Origin of the sequence: Streptomyces kronopolitis (assembly GCF_014646275.1) — a bacterium.
In the GTDB taxonomy this organism is placed as follows: domain Bacteria; phylum Actinomycetota; class Actinomycetes; order Streptomycetales; family Streptomycetaceae; genus Streptomyces; species Streptomyces kronopolitis.
The window spans coordinates 24805-39945 of the sequence record NZ_BMND01000046.1; the positions used below are offsets into that span (position 1 = coordinate 24805).

Below are 15141 nucleotides of genomic sequence, written 5' to 3' on the forward strand. Positions count from 1 at the left end.
GTCACTCCTTGTGGGAGAGGGCGCGGAGGGTACGTGAGGGGCTCGGCCGCCCGAGGGCCTCGGCCATCCACTCGCTGGTGGCGGTCAGCCGGCCGAGGTCGACGCCGGTCTCGATGCCGAGGCCGTGCAGCATCCACACCAGGTCTTCGGTGGCGAGGTTGCCGGTGGCGCTCTTGGCGTACGGGCAGCCGCCGAGGCCGCCCGCCGAGGCGTCGATGGTGGTGATGCCGTGCTGGAGCGCGGCGAAGGTGTTGGCGAGGGCCTGCCCGTAGGTGTCGTGGAAGTGGACGCCCAGGCGGGAGGTGGGCACGCCGGCCTCGTTGAGGGCGGCGAGCAGGTGCTGCACATGGCCCGGGGTGGCCACGCCGATGGTGTCGCCCAGGCTCAGCTCGTCACAGCCCAGGTCGAGCAGTTCCCGGCAGACCCGGACGGTCTGCGCGACGGGCACCGGGCCCTCCCAGGGGTCGCCGAAGCACATCGAGAGGTAGCCGCGGACGTGCACCCCGGCGTCCTTGGCCCGGGCGACGACCGGGGCGAACATCGCCAGCGCCTCGTCGACCGTGCGGTTGAGGTTGGCCTTGGCGAACGACTCGGTGGCGCTGCCGAACACCGCGATCCGGCGGGCGCCCAGCTCCAGCGCGCGGTCCAGGCCGCGTTCGTTGGGCACCAGCACCGGGAGGCGGTGCGGATCGAGGTCGGCCAGCAGCGGGAAGAGCCGCTCGGCGTCGGCGAGCTGGGGCACCCACTTGGGGTGCACGAAGCTGGTGGCCTCGACGAGCGGCAGGCCCGCGTCGGCGAGGCGGTGGATGAACTCCGCCTTGACCTCCGTGGGCACCACGGTCCGCTCGTTCTGCAGGCCGTCGCGCGCGCCGACCTCGTGGATCCGTACGCGGGTGGGCAGCCCCTCGGCGGGGACCTCCATCGGCAGTCCGGCCGCGGTCATGAGGTGCCCTCCTCGCCCTTGGGAGCGCCCGCCGGCGCGGCGGACCCGTCGGGCTCCTCGTGCGGGGCGATCACGGCCAGGATCTGGTCCATGGCGACGGTCGAGCCCGCGCTGACGTCGAGTTCGGTGACGGTTCCGGCGTGCGGTGCGGAGATGACGTGCTCCATCTTCATCGCCTCCACGACCAGCAGGCCCTGGCCGGCGGCCACCTCGTCGCCGACGGCGACCTTGACGACGGTGACGGTGCCCGGCATGGGGGCCGCCAGGGTGTCCGCGCCGTGCGCCCCGGCGGCGCCGCGCAGCGCCGCCGCCACCGGGTCGTGGTCGGTCACCTGCCAGGAGTCGCCGTCCCTGCCGAGCCAGTCGCCGGCGCGGTGGAAGCTGTGCACCACCCCGTCGACGGTGACCCGCACCCGGTCCGCGGTGACCCGCGCGGCCGGTGCGTCCGGCCGGACGTCGCGGGCGACGGGGTCCTGGCCCGGCACCCGCAGCCAGTGGCGGACCGGGGCGGGCTCCCCGCCGAGCCGGAAGCCGCTGGGCGCGGCGAACGGGTCGCGCCAGCCGCCGTCCGCGGCCGGCTCCAGCGCGGCCTGGCGCACCGCGGCGGCCGCCGCGTACACCTCGTCCGGCACCGGGCCGGCGACCAGCCCGGCCGCCTCCCGCTCCACCAGCCCGGTGTCCAGCTCGCCGGAGACCACGTCCGGGTGGGCCAGCAGCCGGCGCAGGAACCCGGCGTTCGTGGTCACCCCGAGGGTCACGGTGTCGGCCAGCGCGGCCCGCAGCCGGCGCAGGGCGCTCGCCCGGTCCGGGCCGTGGGCGATGACCTTGGACAGCATCGGGTCGTAGCGGCTGCCGACCTCCACGCCGGCCAGCAGCCCGGAGTCGGTGCGCGTGCCCTCGCCCTGCACCTCGTGGAGGGCCAGGACCGTGCCGCCGGTCGGCAGGAAGTCGCGGGCCGGGTCCTCGGCGCAGATCCGGGCCTCGATGGCGTGCCCGGTCAGGCTGATGTCCTCCTGGGCGTACGGGAGATGCTCGCCGGCCGCGACCCGCAGCTGCCACTCCACCAGGTCCAGCCCCGTGACCAGCTCGGTGACCGGGTGCTCCACCTGGAGGCGGGTGTTCATCTCCATGAAGTAGTAGGAGGAGGGGTCCTTGCCCGGGACGATGAACTCGACGGTGCCGGCGCCGCGGTAGCCGCAGGAGCGGGCCGCCTGGACGGCCGCCTCGCCCATCGCGGCGCGGGTGGCCTCGTCCAGCAGCACCGAGGGGGCCTCCTCGATGACCTTCTGGTGGCGGCGCTGGAGGGAGCACTCGCGCTCGCCGAGGTGGATGACATGGCCGTGGCCGTCGGCCAGGACCTGGATCTCGATGTGCCGGGGCCGGTCGATCCAGCGCTCGACGAGCAGGGTGTCGTCGCCGAACGAGGAGCGGGCCTCGCGGCGCGCGGACGCGATCTCGTCGGCCAGCAGCGCCTCCTCGCGGACCAGCCGCATGCCCTTGCCGCCGCCGCCCGCGGACGGCTTGAGCAGCACCGGCATGCCGATCTCCCGGGCCGCTGCGGCCAGTTGGGCGTCGTCCAGACCGCTGCCCGAGGAGCCGGGGACGACCGGGACGCCGGCCTGGCGCACCGTCTCCTTGGCCCGGATCTTGTCGCCCATCAGCTCGATGGCCTCGGCGGACGGGCCGATGAAGACCAGCCTGGCGTCCGCGCAGGCCCGGGCGAACGCGGCGTTCTCGGCGAGGAAGCCGTAGCCGGGGTGGACGGCCTGCGCGCCGCTGCGGGCGGCCGCGTCCAGCAGCCGCTCCACGGACAGATAGCTCTCGGCGGCCGCGGCCGGGCCGAGCCGCACGGCCGTGTCGGCCTCCCGGACGTGCCGGGCGTCGGCGTCCGCGTCGCTGAACACCGCGACCGAGCGGATGCCGAGGGCGCGCAGGGTGCGGATGACGCGGACCGCGATCTCGCCGCGGTTGGCGATGAGCACGGTGTCGAAATTGGTGGCCATACCTGGGGACATCCCTCTCACATCCGGAAGACGCCGTAGCCGGGCGCGGTGCTGTCCTTTTCGGGGAGCGGCGCGTTGGCACAGGCGGTCAGCGCCAGGCCCAGCACCTGCCGGGTCTCCAGCGGGTCGATCACGCCGTCGTCCCACAGCCGCGCGGTCGCGTAGTAGGCGCTGCCCTGGGTCTCGTACTGCGCGCGGACCGGCGCCTTGAAGGCGTCCTCCTCCTCGGCGCTCCACTCCTCGCCGCGCGCCTCCAGCTGGTCGCGCTTGACGGTGGCGAGGACGGAGGCGGCCTGTTCGCCGCCCATCACCGAGATCTTGGCGTTCGGCCACATCCACAGGAAGCGGGGCGAGTAGGCCCGGCCGCACATGGAGTAGTTGCCCGCCCCGTAGGAGCCGCCGATGACGACCGTCAGCTTGGGCACGCGGGTGCAGGCCACCGCCGTCACCATCTTCGCGCCGTGCTTGGCGATGCCGCCGGCCTCGTACGAACGCCCCACCATGAAGCCGGAGATGTTCTGCAGGAACAGCAGCGGGATGCCGCGCTGGTCGCACAGCTCGATGAAGTGGGCGCCCTTCTGGGCGGATTCGGAGAACAGGATGCCGTTGTTGGCGACGATGCCGACCGGGTGGCCGTGGAGGTGGGCGAAGCCGGTGACCAGCGTCGTGCCGTACTCCGCCTTGAACTCCGCGAAGCGCGAGCCGTCCACGAGGCGGGCGATCACCTCCCGGACGTCGTAGGGCGTACGGGAGTCGGCGGGGACCATGCCGTAGAGCCCGGACGGGTCGGCCTTGGGCTCCTCGACGGTCCGCACGGTCCAGGGGAGCGGCGCGCGCTCGCCGAGGGTGCCGACGATGGTGCGCACCAGGCGCAGCGCGTGCGCGTCGTCCTCGGCGAGATGGTCGGTGACGCCGGAGGTCCTGGAGTGCACCTCGCCGCCGCCCAGCTCCTCGGCGGTGACGACCTCGCCGGTGGCGGCCTTCACCAGCGGCGGCCCGCCCAGGAAGATCGTCCCCTGGTTGCGGACGATCACGGCCTCGTCGCTCATCGCGGGCACATACGCACCGCCGGCCGTGCACGACCCCAGCACGGCGGCGATCTGCGGAATCCCCGCCCCCGACATCCGCGCCTGGTTGTAGAAGATCCGCCCGAAGTGCTCCCGGTCGGGGAAGACCTCGTCCTGCATCGGCAGGAAGGCGCCGCCGGAGTCCACGAGATACAGGCAGGGCAGGCGGTTCTCCAGGGCGATCTCCTGCGCCCGCAGGTGCTTCTTGACCGTCATCGGGTAATACGTGCCGCCCTTGACCGTGGCGTCGTTGGCGACGATCACCGTCTCGCGGCCGGAGACCCGGCCGATGCCGGCGATCACCCCCGCGGCCGGCGCGGCCCCGCCGTACATCCCCTCCGCGGCCAGCGGCGCCAGCTCCAGGAACGGCGAGCCGGGGTCCAGCAGGGCGTCCACCCGGTCGCGCGGCAGCAGCTTGCCGCGCGCGGTGTGCCGCGCCCGGGCCTTCTCACCGCCGCCCAGCCGGGCCGCCGCGAGCTTCTCGCGCAGCTGCCCGGCCAGCTCGCGGTGCGCGGCCTCGTTGGCACGCCAGGAGTCGGACGCCGGATCGGCGGTGCTCCCCAGCACCGGTGCCTGCTCCATCAGTACGAGCCCCCTTGCTCGATCGCCGGTCCCGGTGCCGCGGTCGGCGGCGGCCGGGCCATCCGGGTTAATGGGCGTTAACCACATCCCCTTCAGGTTAACGAGTGCTAACCCGGCTGTCTACAATCGACAGCATGAGTGATGCGCAGGCCCCCGCCCAGATCAGCCGCCGTGAGCAGATCCTCCGGGAGGCGGCCCGGCTCTTCGCGGAGCGCGGCTTCCACGGCGTGGGCGTGGACGAGATAGGGGCCGCCGTGGGCATCTCGGGCCCCGGCCTCTACCGGCACTTCGCCGGCAAGGACGCCATGCTGGCCGAGCTGCTGGTCGGCATCAGCGAGCGGCTGCTCGCCGGCGGCCGGATGCGGATCGCGGAGGGCGGCGAGAGCCCCGAGGCGGTGCTGCGCGCGCTGATCGACGGCCATATCGACTTCGCGCTGGACGACCGCCCGCTGATCACCCTGCACGACCGCGAGCTGGACCGGCTGCGCGAGGCCGACCGCAAGCGGGTCCGCCAGCTCCAGCGGCAGTATGTGGAGCTGTGGGTGGACGTGGTCCGCGAGGTGCACCCCGGCCCCTCCGAGTCCCGCGCCCGCGCCGCCGTGCACGCCGTCTTCGGCCTGCTCAACTCCACCCCGCACCTGGGCCGCCCCGGCGCCCTCCCCGGGCGCACCGAGATGGCGGAGCTGCTGCACGGGCTGGCGCTGGGAGCGTTCGGCGCGGTGGCGCGGGAGGCCGCGGAGGGCGAGTCGATGGCGGCGTCGGCGTCGGCATCCGCGGCGGCGTCGGGCGCGTAGGACGGGGGCCGGTCCGCGGGCCGACCCGCTGACGTCCACCCGGCCGCTACCCGGCCGCCCGATGCATCGCGGGCCCGCTTCCGGGCGGGCTCTCCCTCGCCGCCGCCGCTCGTCCCATGCCGCCCGGCCGCGCCCCTCCACGCGTCCGCGTCACGGATGCTTCAACTCCTCGAATCCTCGAACCGGAATCCGCTGCCGTTGCGCGGGCCGAGGCGGGCCGTGAGGCGCACGACCGAGGGCGCCTCGGCCGTCGAGAACTCCCTGCTCGCCTCCGCGAGCCGCGCGCTCCTCTGCCCGCGGTAGCGGAAGAAGACGGCGATGCGGTGTGTGCCAGGAGTCACAGCCACTCGCGACCTGCCCCATGTCGCGGCGTATTCCTTTCCGTCGATCTCGATGACGGGATGCGTCATCGGGCGAAGGAGCCACGCCGCGACGAGTGGCGGTGTGACCTGGACTTCCACAACTGCCGCTAGATCCCCCATGTGTTGATGCTGAACCGTCCCGCCGGAAATGGCCACGGCATCAGCGGGAAATGGGCGCCGGATGCCGAATTGTTTGCGCGCGCGGCGCGAAGGGTCTGGGGACGGTACCCACCGCTCGCGACGGCGGCCGCAAAAGCGCCGCGGGGGGCTCTGGACGTCCATGGTGACTGGCGGGTAACCTGCGACTGAGCAAGCGCTTAGCCAGTGCGATTCAGAGTGACTCAGGGCAGGGAGGCCGCAAGTGAAGCGGACGGTGTTCAACGAGGACCACGAGGCGTTCCGCGAGACCATACGCGCCTTCATCGAGGCCGAGGTCGTGCCCGTGCACGACGAGTGGCTCGCCGCCGGCCAGGCGCCCCGTGACTTCTACTACAAGCTCGGTGAGCTGGGGATCTTCGGTATCCGCGTCCCCGAGGAGTACGGCGGCGCCGGCATCGAGTCGCACAAGTTCGAGGCCGTGATGTACGAGGAGACCTCCCGCGCGGGCGTCTCCTTCGGCGGCTCCGGCGTGCATGTGCTGCTCGGTCTGCCCTACATCGAGATGCTCGCCACCGACGAGCAGAAGAAGCGCTTCCTGCCGAAGTTCGTCACCGGCGAGGAGATGTGGGCGCTGGCGATGACCGAGCCGGGCACCGGCTCCGACGTCGCCGGCATGAAGACCACCGCGAAGCTGTCGGACGACGGCACGCACTACGTCCTCAACGGCGCCAAGACCTTCATCACCGGCGGTGTGCACGCCGACCGCGTCATCGTCTGCGCCCGCACCGCCGCGCCCCGCGAGGACGACCGCCGCTTCGGCATCTCGCTCTTCGCCGTGGACACCAAGTCCGAGGGCTACTCCGTCGGCCGCAAGCTGGACAAGCTCGGCCTGAAGATCTCCGACACCGCCGAGCTGGCCTTCGTCGACGTCAAGGTCCCGGTCGAGGACCTGCTGGGCGAGGAGAACAAGGGCTTCGGCTACCTGGGCCTGAACCTCGCCTCCGAGCGCTGGGGCATCGCGTTCGGCGCCTACGCCCAGGCCAAGGCCGCCGTCCGGTTCGCCAAGGAGTACGTGCAGGAGCGCACGGTCTTCGGCAAGCCCGTCGCCGCCTTCCAGAACACCAAGTTCGAACTGGCCGCCTGCCAGGCCGAGGTGGACGCGGCCGAGGCCGTCGCCGACCGCGCGCTGGAGGCCCTGGACGCCGGTGAGCTGAGCCCGGCCGAGGCCGCCTCCGCCAAGCTGTTCTGCACCGAGGTCGCGCACCGCGTGATCGACAAGTGCCTTCAGCTGCACGGCGGTTACGGCTTCATGAACGAGTACCCGATCGCCCGCCTGTACGCCGACAACCGCGTCAACCGCATCTACGGCGGCACCAGCGAGGTCATGAAGATGATCATCGCCAAGTCCATGGGCCTCTAGGCCGTCAGGTCTCCGCGCACGTGAACGACGCACTGCGGTCCCTGCTCGATCTGCTCGCCCTGGAGCGGATCGAGCAGGACATCTTCCGCGGCGAGAGCCGCGCCTCGGTCGTGCCCCGCGTCTTCGGCGGCCAGGTCGCCGCCCAGGCGCTGGTCGCGGCCGGGCGGACGGTCCCCGCCGACCGCCCCCCGCACTCCCTGCACGCCTACTTCCTGCGCCCCGGCGACCCCGGCGCACCCATCGTCTACACCGTCGACCGGATCCGCGACGGCCGGTCCTTCACCACCCGCCGGGTCGTCGCCGTCCAGCACGGTCAGCCGATCTTCCACCTCTCGGCCTCCTTCCAGACCCACGAGGAGGGCCTGGAGCACCAGGAGCCGATGCCGGCCGCGCCGGACCCGCTGACCCTGCCCAGCCCCGCCGAGATCCTGCCGCGGCACGCCGGCCGGTACCTCACCCCGGCCGTCGCCGACCGGCTGCTGGAGGCCCGCGCCGCGATCGACCTGCGCTACGTCGACGAGCCGCCCTACGCCACCGTCGGCGAGCCCCGCGAGCCCCGCTCGCAGGTGTGGTTCCGCACCAACGGCGACCTGGACAAGGCCCTCGCCGACGGCGCCGACTGCGGCGACACCGTCACCCGCCCCCTGCTCGACATCTGCCTGGTCACCTACGTCTCCGACATGACCCTGCTGGACTCGATCCTGCTCGCCCACGGCCGCGGCGGCTGGGCGGTCGGCGACGTGGTCGGCGCCAGCCTCGACCACGCCATGTGGTTCCACCGCCCCCTGCGCGCCGACGACTGGCTCCTCTACGACCAGGAATCCCCCACCGCCCAGTCCGGCCGCGGCCTCGGCAAGGGCCGCATCTTCACGGCGGACGGGGCGCTGGCGGTCTCGGTGATCCAGGAGGGGGTCATCCGGGTGCCGCGGAAGTAGCCGTCCTCGCCGTGCACGCGCAGGTCGCCGCGGGCCTCACTCCGGCGTGAACTCGTATTGGAGTTCATGGAGATGGCCCGCCTTGGCCATGATGGTGACCTCGATGGGCCGTTCGCCGTCCGTGTAGACCACTCGCAGGGTCCGCAGGACGGGCAGGCTGCCGGGAAGGCGGAGGGCCTCGTACTGCTCCTGCGTGGGGACGCGGGCGGAGACCCGGTCGACGCTGCGGCGGGGCGGGTGACCCAGCTCGGCCAGGAGAGCGGGCGTACCGCCCTTGATCCGGCGGCGTTCCGTCATCGCGGTACCGCGGGCGATGTCCAACGGGTAGTAGGACTTGACCAGTTCGACCGGTTCGTCGTCGATCAGCAGGATCTGGCGCCGGAGCAGTGCCGTTCCGCCGTCCGGGAGTCCCAGGGCCTCCGCGGCGTCGCCGGGCGGCGTGACCTCGGCGACCTCCAGCAGCTCGCTGCGCGCCCGGCCGCCGCGCTTCGCCGCCTCGGTGAGCCAGCGGTACTGCTCGCCGGGCCCGGCAGGTGTCATGAAGGACGCGGGCCGCATGGTCTGCTGCCGGTGTTCCCGCACCGTCACCGCCGCTCCGGCGCGACCCACGACCAGGCGTTCGTCCTTGAGCAGTTGGAGCGCCTTCTGCACGGTGGCGCCGGAAGCATCGAACCGTGCCTTGAGGTACGTCGTGGACGGCAGCTTCGCGCCCGGTTCCAGGTCACCGCTCATGATCTCCTCGCGCAGGTCGGCGGCGATCCGTTCGTGCAGCGAGCGGCGGTCGTACGCGTCGTCTTCGGTTCTCGGCACAGTCATCCGATCTTGATCTCGTAGCGCAGCCGCTGGTGGCGTCCGGGCATCGCCATCCTGTCGACCTGGATCGGCCGGTCGTGCGCGTCGAGCGTGAGCCGTGTCAGCTGGAGCACCGGTTCGTCGTCACCGGTCCGCAGCGCCTCGCGTTCCTCGCGGCTGGGCATCCGTGCGACGACGTCCTCCTGGACCCGGGCGCCGACGTACCCGAGGCCGGCGAGGAGCGAGATCGCGCCGCCGGGAATCCTGGCGGTCTCGGCCAGCCGGGTCCCTCGTGCGATGTGGACGGGGTAGTAGGTGTCGGTCAGTTCGCAGGGCGCGTCGTCGACATACATCACGCGCCGGCGTACGACGACGTTCTCGCCCTCCGCGATGCCCAGCAGTTCCGCGACCTCGGGCAGTGCCGCGATCTCCCCTGCGCGCACGATGCGTTGGCTGCCGCGGCGGCCACGGGCGGCGGCCTCCGCACCCCAAGCATCAGGCTGCCCCTGCTCGCGGGGCGTCAGATACGGCATCGAGGTGCTGACCCACTCGCTGGTACCCACGCGTCCTCCTGGCGACAGGTGATCTCAACCCTTTGCCTACACGGTATGCGACTCCTGCGGACGGCCACCTCGGGGCTACCTTGCTGCTTTTCGTGAATAGCGATACGGTCTGCGTGTTGGTGCAACCAAGGAGCAAGGCGGTGGTTCCCCGTGTCCGTATGCCTTTCGCGGCAACGTCGATGTCCTCGTGTTCGCATCCTGTGGGTGGAGGTGGCGTCGCGATGAGCGAGTCGCGGACCACGCGCCTGCTGCCATGGGTGAGTCCTGACGGGAAGACCTGCTTCCTCGTGAGCGACGGTGGAGGGGAGGGCGGCCTCTCCCGGGTCGCGGACCGTATCGAGGACGTGCAACTCGACATGGCGGACGGGCTGCTCGATCACGCGGCCGATCTGCTCGGGGGCAGTAGGGCGACGGATCGGCAACTCCGGTTCCTCAGAGAGCAGTTGAGCTCCGCCTTGCGGGACGTACGTCGCGTCGCGGAGAGCAGAGGCGGGATGCGCACGCAGGACATCACCGCCGCCGAGGGCGGGCAGCAAGGGGGAGGAGAGGGCGGGGACGGGCACCCCGGTCAGCCGTGGACGCCGCCTCCGCCGCCGCCCCCGGACGGTGAGATGCCGCCCGGCGACGGGACGCACCGCAAGTGAGGCGCGACTCTCGGCAGGGGTCCCGCGCCGGTGAGGAGCTGGCGCGGGACCTCCTCGAAGCGGGGGACCTGACGCCCGATTGGGCGGAGGTGTTCCGGGCCGTTCCACGGTCGCTGTTCCTGCCGGATCTCCTCTGGGCGCACGACATGGCGACCGGCCGGAGTGCGCCTGTCTCCCGGAGCGATGACCCCGTGGCGTGGGAGCTGGCCGCGTACGCGAACGTCCCACTTGTCACGCAGTGGGACGACGGGCGGCACACGGGGAGCGAGCCCGGAACCGTGCCGACCAGTTCGGCGAGCATGCCGTCAGTCGTGGCGGCGATGCTGCGTGACCTGGACGTGAGCGAGGGCATGCGGGTGCTCGAAGTCGGCACCGGCACGGGCTGGAACGCCGGCCTCCTCGCTCACCGGCTGGGCGGCGCAAACGTGGTCAGCGTCGAGATCGACGAGGCGGTGCGCGAGCGGGCACGAGGAGCGTTGCTGCGCGCCGGGCTCCACCCCGTGACGGTTCACGGGGACGGTGGGGACGGGTGGCCGGACGGGGCGCCGTATGACCGGGTGATCGTCACGGCGGGGGTGCGAGCGGTCGCGCCGTGCTGGTGGGAGCAGTCACGGCCGGGTGGGGTCATCCTCGCCCCCTGGGGCACCCACTACAGCGACCAGGACGCACTTGTCCGGTTGACCGTGCGGGAGGACGGCTCCGCGTCGGGCCCGTTCCTGCGCATGGTCGAGTTCATGAAGCTTCGGGAGCAGCGCCTGGACTGGAACCGGTTCAGCGGGCACGTCCCCGACTTTCCGGGTGACGCCGATGTCTCCACGACGACGGTCGCCCTGACGGACCTGGGGGATCGCTACGACCCCGTGCGGTTCGTCATCGGGCTGCGTGTGCCGGACTGTGCCCATGTCCTCAACAGGTCGGACGAGGGCACCGCGCGGGCGTGGTTCTTCGACCTGACGAGCCGGTCATGGGCCGCCGCTGATGTCCGCGGCGGCGAACCGGGGGCTGTGGTCCATCAGTCGGGGCCGCGTCGCCTGTGGGACGAAGTGGAGGCAGCCCTCCGGTGGTGGGTCGGCCGGGGCGAGCCGAGCCACACCCGGTTCGGTCTCACCGTCAGCGCGGAGGGGCAACGGGTGTGGCTGGATGACCCGGCCGACTCCTGGGCGATATGAGAAAGCGGCCCGGTCGGGGCGCCGTGGCGCGAGGGGCGGGGCTTCCGCATGCTCCCGCCGGCCGACGCACCGCCCGTGCGCTTCAGCTCACCCCCGCCGCATCCAGCAGATAAGCGGTCAGCGGGTCGTAGTGCCGGGGGCTCAGGACGTGGTCGTCGAGGGGGATGGTGGTGCGGAGGGTGCCCTCGGATTCGGCGAGGAAGAGGGCGGGGTCGTTGGAGTCGGCGAAGCCGATCGCGTCGAGGCCGCGCTGGGCGGCGCAGCCGGCCCAGCCGTGGTCGGCCATGACCAGGTCCGGCAGGGGGCGGCCGTCGCGCTCCAGGCCGTCCAGGATGGCGGCCATCGGCTCGGGGGAGTGGGTGTGCCACAGGGTGGCGCCGCGCTCCAGCATCGCGACGTCGCCGAACTGGAAGACCATGCCGTCGTCCGCCCGCAGGCCGTCGGGGATGACGACGATCTCGCAGCCCGCCGCGCGCAGGGCCTCGGCCGTCGCGCGGTGCACGTCCAGCAGGCCGCCCGGGTGGCCGGTCGCGAACAGCACCCGCTGCTTGCCGGCCGCCGCCTTGCGCAGCAGCGCGGCCGCCCGGTCCAGGGCGTCGACCGTCAGCTCCGGGTCGATGGTGTCCTGGCCCTGCCGGTGGTGCGGGTCGTCGTTCACGCCGCAGCGCTCCGCCATCACGGCCAGGATGTCCTGCTCGTCCGTCCACCGGTCGCCGAATTCCAGGCCGAACCAGTAGTGGCGGTCACCGTTGGCGAGCCGGCGGTAGTGGGAGAGGTTGTTCTCGCGGGGGGTGGCGACCTCACCGGCGATCCGGGTCCGTACGAGGTGATCGACGAGTTCGGCGCGCGTGGGGGCGGTGGCTGCGGAGGCTATCGGCATAGCGCCATTGTGCCCGTAGGGGTGATCCGGGGCCGGACGGTCCCGCGGCCCGGACACGGGGAGGGGAGGAGCGGTGGGGAGCCGTCATGGTGTGCGGTGGAGGAGTCGCAGGTCATCGGCTCGTCGGCGCGGGTGGGAGCACGTTCGGGGTGGCTGGACAGAATGTCCAACCGGGTCGGCCCGGGCGCCGCAAATGTCCATGGGGTGATCGTCCGGTGCTCCCTACTCTCAGCCTCATGACCTCCTCCACCGGGCCCGTCGGCCCCGTCGATTCCTCCCGTGTCCCGCGCTACGCCGGGCCCGCGACGTTCGCGCGGCTGCCCCGCCTCGACGAGGTCGGCGGCCGGGCCGACGTGGCCGTCGTCGGCGTCCCCTTCGACACCGGCGTCTCCTACCGCCCCGGCGCCCGCTTCGGCGGCAACGCCATCCGTGAGGCGTCCCGTCTGCTGCGGCCCTACAACCCGGCCCAGGACGCCTCGCCGTTCGCGCTCGCGCAGGTCGCCGACGCCGGGGACATCGCCGCGAACCCGTTCAACATCAACGAGGCCGTGGAGACCGTCGAGGCCGCCGCCGACGACCTGCTCGCCTCCGGCGCCCGGATGATGACCCTCGGCGGCGACCACACCATCGCCCTGCCGCTCCTGCGGTCGGTCGCCAAGAAGCACGGCCCGGTCGCGCTGCTGCACTTCGACGCCCATCTGGACACCTGGGACACCTACTTCGGGGCCGAGTACACCCACGGCACCCCGTTCCGCCGGGCCGTCGAGGAAGGCATCCTCGACACCTCCGCGCTCTCCCACGTCGGCACCCGCGGCCCGCTGTACGGGAAGAAGGACCTCGACGACGACGAGAAGATGGGCTTCGGCATCGTCACGTCGGCGGATGTCATGCGCCGCGGCGTCGACGAGGTCGCCGACCAGCTGCGCCAGCGCATCGGCGACCGTCCGCTGTACATCTCCATCGACATCGACGTGCTGGACCCGGCGCACGCGCCCGGCACCGGCACCCCCGAGGCCGGCGGCCTCACCTCCCGCGAGCTGCTGGAGATCGTGCGCGGGCTGTCCTCCTGCAACCTGGTCTCGGCCGACGTGGTGGAGGTCGCCCCGGCCTACGACCACGCGGAGATCACCTGCGTGGCCGCCTCGCACACGGCGTACGAGCTGACGACGATCATGTCGCGGCAGATCGCCGCGGGGAGGGGCGGGGAGTAGGTCCCCGCGCCGTCCCGCGCCCGGTGGTCGTGGAGCCGGCCCGCCACGGAGGACGTGGCGGGCCGGTGCCCGTGTGCGGGGCCGGTGCCCGCGCACGGAGGGCTCAGAGCTGGATGTGGGGCGACCGCATGGTGGCGATCCGCTGCCCCTCCGCCTCGGCGTTGGCGACGTGCTGCTTCATCAGGGACTCGTTGAAGTCCTCGTCGGCCTGGTGGTTGTCGGCCATGGTCTTCAGGGCGCCGCCGATCTCCTGGAGCTTGGCGGCCAGATGCCCCATCGACTCGTACATGCCGTCGCGCAGGCCCTCGTAGACCACGCCGAACTTCTCGCCGATCTGGTCGTCGCCCCAGGGCGGGGTGTCCTGCCCCTCCAGGCCGGTGAGCCCGTTCTTCAGCTTCTCCACCGCGGACTGGTAGCGCTCCCCGACGCCGGTGAAGTCCTTGCCACCGGTCCTCAGTGACGGAATGTCGGCCTTCAGCCCGTCCCCTGCCATGGCGGTTCCCCGTTCCTCGTCCGCGGTGTCCTGTGTGCCGCTGTCGCGCCGGGGCGCCCCGCGGTCGTCCCGCACGGCTCCCGTCCGGCGCCGCACGGTCTGCGGCGCACGGTCCGCGGCACAGCCGAGTCTAGCCGGGGACGGCCGGGGCGCTGAAGGGAGTTGACCGGCGCGGGCCGGGCGCGGGCACGGTGCGCCGGGGCCGCCGGCCGTCTCCCTCATCGGTCCGGCGGGGCCTCCCGGTCGAGGGCGCGCAGGGCGAACCAGAGTTCCATGCGCACGTCGGGGTCGTCGAGGTCGGTGTCGAGCAGGGCGGCGATGCGGGCGACGCGCTGGCGGACGGTGTTGCGGTGGATGCCGAGCGCGGTCGCCGTGCGGTCCCAACTTCCGTGCAGGGCAAGCCAGTTGTGGAGGGTGAGGCGGAGCTGCGGGGCGCCGTCCAGCGGGGCGAGCAGGGCGCGGGCGTGCCGGCGGGCGTCGTCGGGGGCGACGAGCGAGGTGATGGCGTGCGGGCCGGGGGAGCGCTGGCGCACCAGGGCGGCGCGGGTGGCGAGGGCGCGGCGCAGGGCGGCGGCGGCATGCCGGTCCGCGGCGGGCAGTTCGGCGACCGGGACGGGGGCGCTGACGCCGAGCGTCCAGCCGGGCTGCGCGGTGATCTCCCGCTCGGCGGGGACCAGGGCGCGGACGGCGGACGCCGCGTCCGGGGCGGCCGGTGACGCGCTGGGGGCCGCCGGCCGCTCCGGGCCCGGGTCCAGCAGCGGGGTGCCGAGCGCGGCGGCCAGGGCGGCCGCCGGCCGGGTGGTGTCCCGGCGGCGTTCGGCGTGGACGACGGACCACGACTGAGGTCCGAGCAGCGGGGCGACCGCGTCCGGCCGGCCGCCGAGCAGCAGCCGGACCAGGGCCGCGCAGTGCCCGGCGGCGGCCGGACCGGGCTCGGTGGCCGGGCCGGTGATCAGGGACAGGAGCACGGCGGCGACGCCGGCGATGGTGTGCGCGGGCCGGTCGTGCGCCTCCGCGGCCACGACCAGGGCGAGCGCCTGCGGGCCGTGGCCGCGCCCCGTCAGCGCGTAGGCGGACAGCGAGGCGCCGGGGAGGGCGTCGGTCGCCGAGGACGGGCCGCCGTCGCCGACGACCTCCGCGAGGCGCCCGGCCGCGGCCCGCACGGCGGCGCAGGGCGGCGACCC

The 15141-nt window shown here is 73.1% G+C and carries 15 protein-coding genes; 6 read left to right on the plus strand and 9 right to left on the minus strand.

Annotated features, from left to right (window positions below; all coding sequences use genetic code 11):
* Position 1 precedes the first annotated feature (1 nt).
* The 3 genes from IEY78_RS30485 to IEY78_RS30495 are packed head-to-tail and all read right to left on the minus strand — an operon-like array spanning position 2 to position 4595.
* A complete protein-coding gene (locus tag IEY78_RS30485; RefSeq protein WP_189103800.1) occupies positions 2–943 on the minus strand; it encodes a hydroxymethylglutaryl-CoA lyase in 942 nt (313 codons plus the stop codon).
* Positions 940–2946, minus strand: a complete 2007-nt coding sequence (locus IEY78_RS30490) for an ATP-binding protein (RefSeq protein WP_189103802.1) — start codon at positions 2944–2946, stop codon at positions 940–942. Before IEY78_RS30490 ends, IEY78_RS30485 begins: the two co-directional genes overlap by 4 nt.
* 17 nt (positions 2947–2963) lie before the next feature.
* On the minus strand, positions 2964–4595 hold the full coding sequence (locus tag IEY78_RS30495; protein ID WP_189103803.1) for a carboxyl transferase domain-containing protein: 1632 nt from the start codon (positions 4593–4595) through the stop codon (positions 2964–2966).
* 134 nt (positions 4596–4729) lie between these two features.
* On the opposite strand from IEY78_RS30495, the gene IEY78_RS30500 reads away from it, so the two are divergent.
* The gene (locus IEY78_RS30500; RefSeq protein ID WP_189103805.1) at positions 4730–5389 is read left to right on the plus strand and encodes an SACE_7040 family transcriptional regulator; all 660 of its coding nucleotides are present in this window, start codon (positions 4730–4732) and stop codon (positions 5387–5389) included.
* A 161-nt stretch (positions 5390–5550) separates the two neighbouring features.
* Here IEY78_RS30500 and IEY78_RS30505 read toward each other — a convergent pair whose 3' ends face one another.
* Positions 5551–5730: a hypothetical protein gene (locus IEY78_RS30505; protein ID WP_189103807.1), complete on the minus strand. Its 180-nt coding sequence runs from the start codon at positions 5728–5730 to the stop codon at positions 5551–5553.
* Between the two features lie 382 nt (positions 5731–6112).
* Between IEY78_RS30505 and IEY78_RS30510 the strand changes: the two genes are divergently transcribed.
* Together IEY78_RS30510 and IEY78_RS30515 are read left to right on the plus strand one after the other, a co-directional pair.
* A complete protein-coding gene (locus IEY78_RS30510; RefSeq protein WP_189103809.1) occupies positions 6113–7270 on the plus strand; it encodes an acyl-CoA dehydrogenase family protein in 1158 nt (385 codons plus the stop codon).
* A 20-nt stretch (positions 7271–7290) separates the two neighbouring features.
* Positions 7291–8205 (plus strand): acyl-CoA thioesterase, encoded by a 915-nt coding sequence (locus tag IEY78_RS30515; RefSeq protein ID WP_189103811.1) that lies wholly within the window; start codon positions 7291–7293, stop codon positions 8203–8205.
* A 36-nt stretch (positions 8206–8241) separates the two neighbouring features.
* On the opposite strand, the gene IEY78_RS30520 is transcribed toward IEY78_RS30515, so the two are convergent.
* On the minus strand, positions 8242–9021 hold the full coding sequence (locus tag IEY78_RS30520) for a GntR family transcriptional regulator (protein ID WP_189103813.1): 780 nt from the start codon (positions 9019–9021) through the stop codon (positions 8242–8244).
* Positions 9018–9560 carry a UTRA domain-containing protein gene (locus tag IEY78_RS30525; RefSeq protein WP_189103815.1) on the minus strand — a complete coding sequence of 181 codons (543 nt, stop codon included), beginning with the start codon at positions 9558–9560 and terminating at the stop codon, positions 9018–9020. The genes IEY78_RS30520 and IEY78_RS30525 overlap by 4 nt, the downstream gene beginning before the upstream one ends.
* Before the next feature lie 221 nt (positions 9561–9781).
* On the opposite strand from IEY78_RS30525, the gene IEY78_RS35065 reads away from it, so the two are divergent.
* Entirely contained in the window at positions 9782–10204 is a 423-nt protein-coding gene (locus tag IEY78_RS35065) for a hypothetical protein (protein ID WP_308426955.1), read from the plus strand.
* Positions 10201–11373 (plus strand): methyltransferase domain-containing protein, encoded by a 1173-nt coding sequence (locus tag IEY78_RS30535; protein WP_189103817.1) that lies wholly within the window; start codon positions 10201–10203, stop codon positions 11371–11373. The genes IEY78_RS35065 and IEY78_RS30535 overlap by 4 nt, the downstream gene beginning before the upstream one ends.
* A gap of 82 nt (positions 11374–11455) precedes the next feature.
* Here IEY78_RS30535 and IEY78_RS30540 read toward each other — a convergent pair whose 3' ends face one another.
* Entirely contained in the window at positions 11456–12253 is a 798-nt protein-coding gene (locus IEY78_RS30540) for a phosphatase (RefSeq protein ID WP_189103818.1), read from the minus strand.
* A 236-nt stretch (positions 12254–12489) separates the two neighbouring features.
* Here IEY78_RS30540 and speB point away from each other — a divergent pair, with 236 nt between their 5' ends.
* Positions 12490–13464: an agmatinase gene (speB, locus tag IEY78_RS30545; RefSeq protein ID WP_189103820.1), complete on the plus strand. Its 975-nt coding sequence runs from the start codon at positions 12490–12492 to the stop codon at positions 13462–13464.
* Between the two features lie 103 nt (positions 13465–13567).
* Here speB and IEY78_RS30550 read toward each other — a convergent pair whose 3' ends face one another.
* Together IEY78_RS30550 and IEY78_RS30555 are read right to left on the minus strand one after the other, a co-directional pair.
* Positions 13568–14032 carry a hypothetical protein gene (locus IEY78_RS30550; protein WP_229700269.1) on the minus strand — a complete coding sequence of 155 codons (465 nt, stop codon included), beginning with the start codon at positions 14030–14032 and terminating at the stop codon, positions 13568–13570.
* A gap of 143 nt (positions 14033–14175) precedes the next feature.
* Positions 14176–15141: helix-turn-helix domain-containing protein (locus IEY78_RS30555; RefSeq protein ID WP_189103822.1), on the minus strand; the 966-nt coding region annotated here is incomplete at its 5' end.

What these genes read in the sequence shown, in the direction of transcription:
- speB (WP_189103820.1), top strand. Translation starts at nt 12,490, where the DNA reads ATGACCTCCTCCACCGGGCCCGTCGGCCCCGTCGATTCCTCCCGTGTC.
- IEY78_RS30495 (WP_189103803.1), bottom strand. Translation starts at nt 4,595, where the DNA reads ATGGAGCAGGCACCGGTGCTGGGGAGCACCGCCGATCCGGCGTCCGAC.
- IEY78_RS30520 (WP_189103813.1), bottom strand. Translation starts at nt 9,021, where the DNA reads ATGACTGTGCCGAGAACCGAAGACGACGCGTACGACCGCCGCTCGCTG.
- IEY78_RS30500 (WP_189103805.1), top strand. Translation starts at nt 4,730, where the DNA reads ATGAGTGATGCGCAGGCCCCCGCCCAGATCAGCCGCCGTGAGCAGATC.
- IEY78_RS30485 (WP_189103800.1), bottom strand. Translation starts at nt 943, where the DNA reads ATGACCGCGGCCGGACTGCCGATGGAGGTCCCCGCCGAGGGGCTGCCC.
- IEY78_RS30540 (WP_189103818.1), bottom strand. Translation starts at nt 12,253, where the DNA reads ATGCCGATAGCCTCCGCAGCCACCGCCCCCACGCGCGCCGAACTCGTC.
- IEY78_RS30490 (WP_189103802.1), bottom strand. Translation starts at nt 2,946, where the DNA reads ATGGCCACCAATTTCGACACCGTGCTCATCGCCAACCGCGGCGAGATC.
- IEY78_RS35065 (WP_308426955.1), top strand. Translation starts at nt 9,782, where the DNA reads ATGAGCGAGTCGCGGACCACGCGCCTGCTGCCATGGGTGAGTCCTGAC.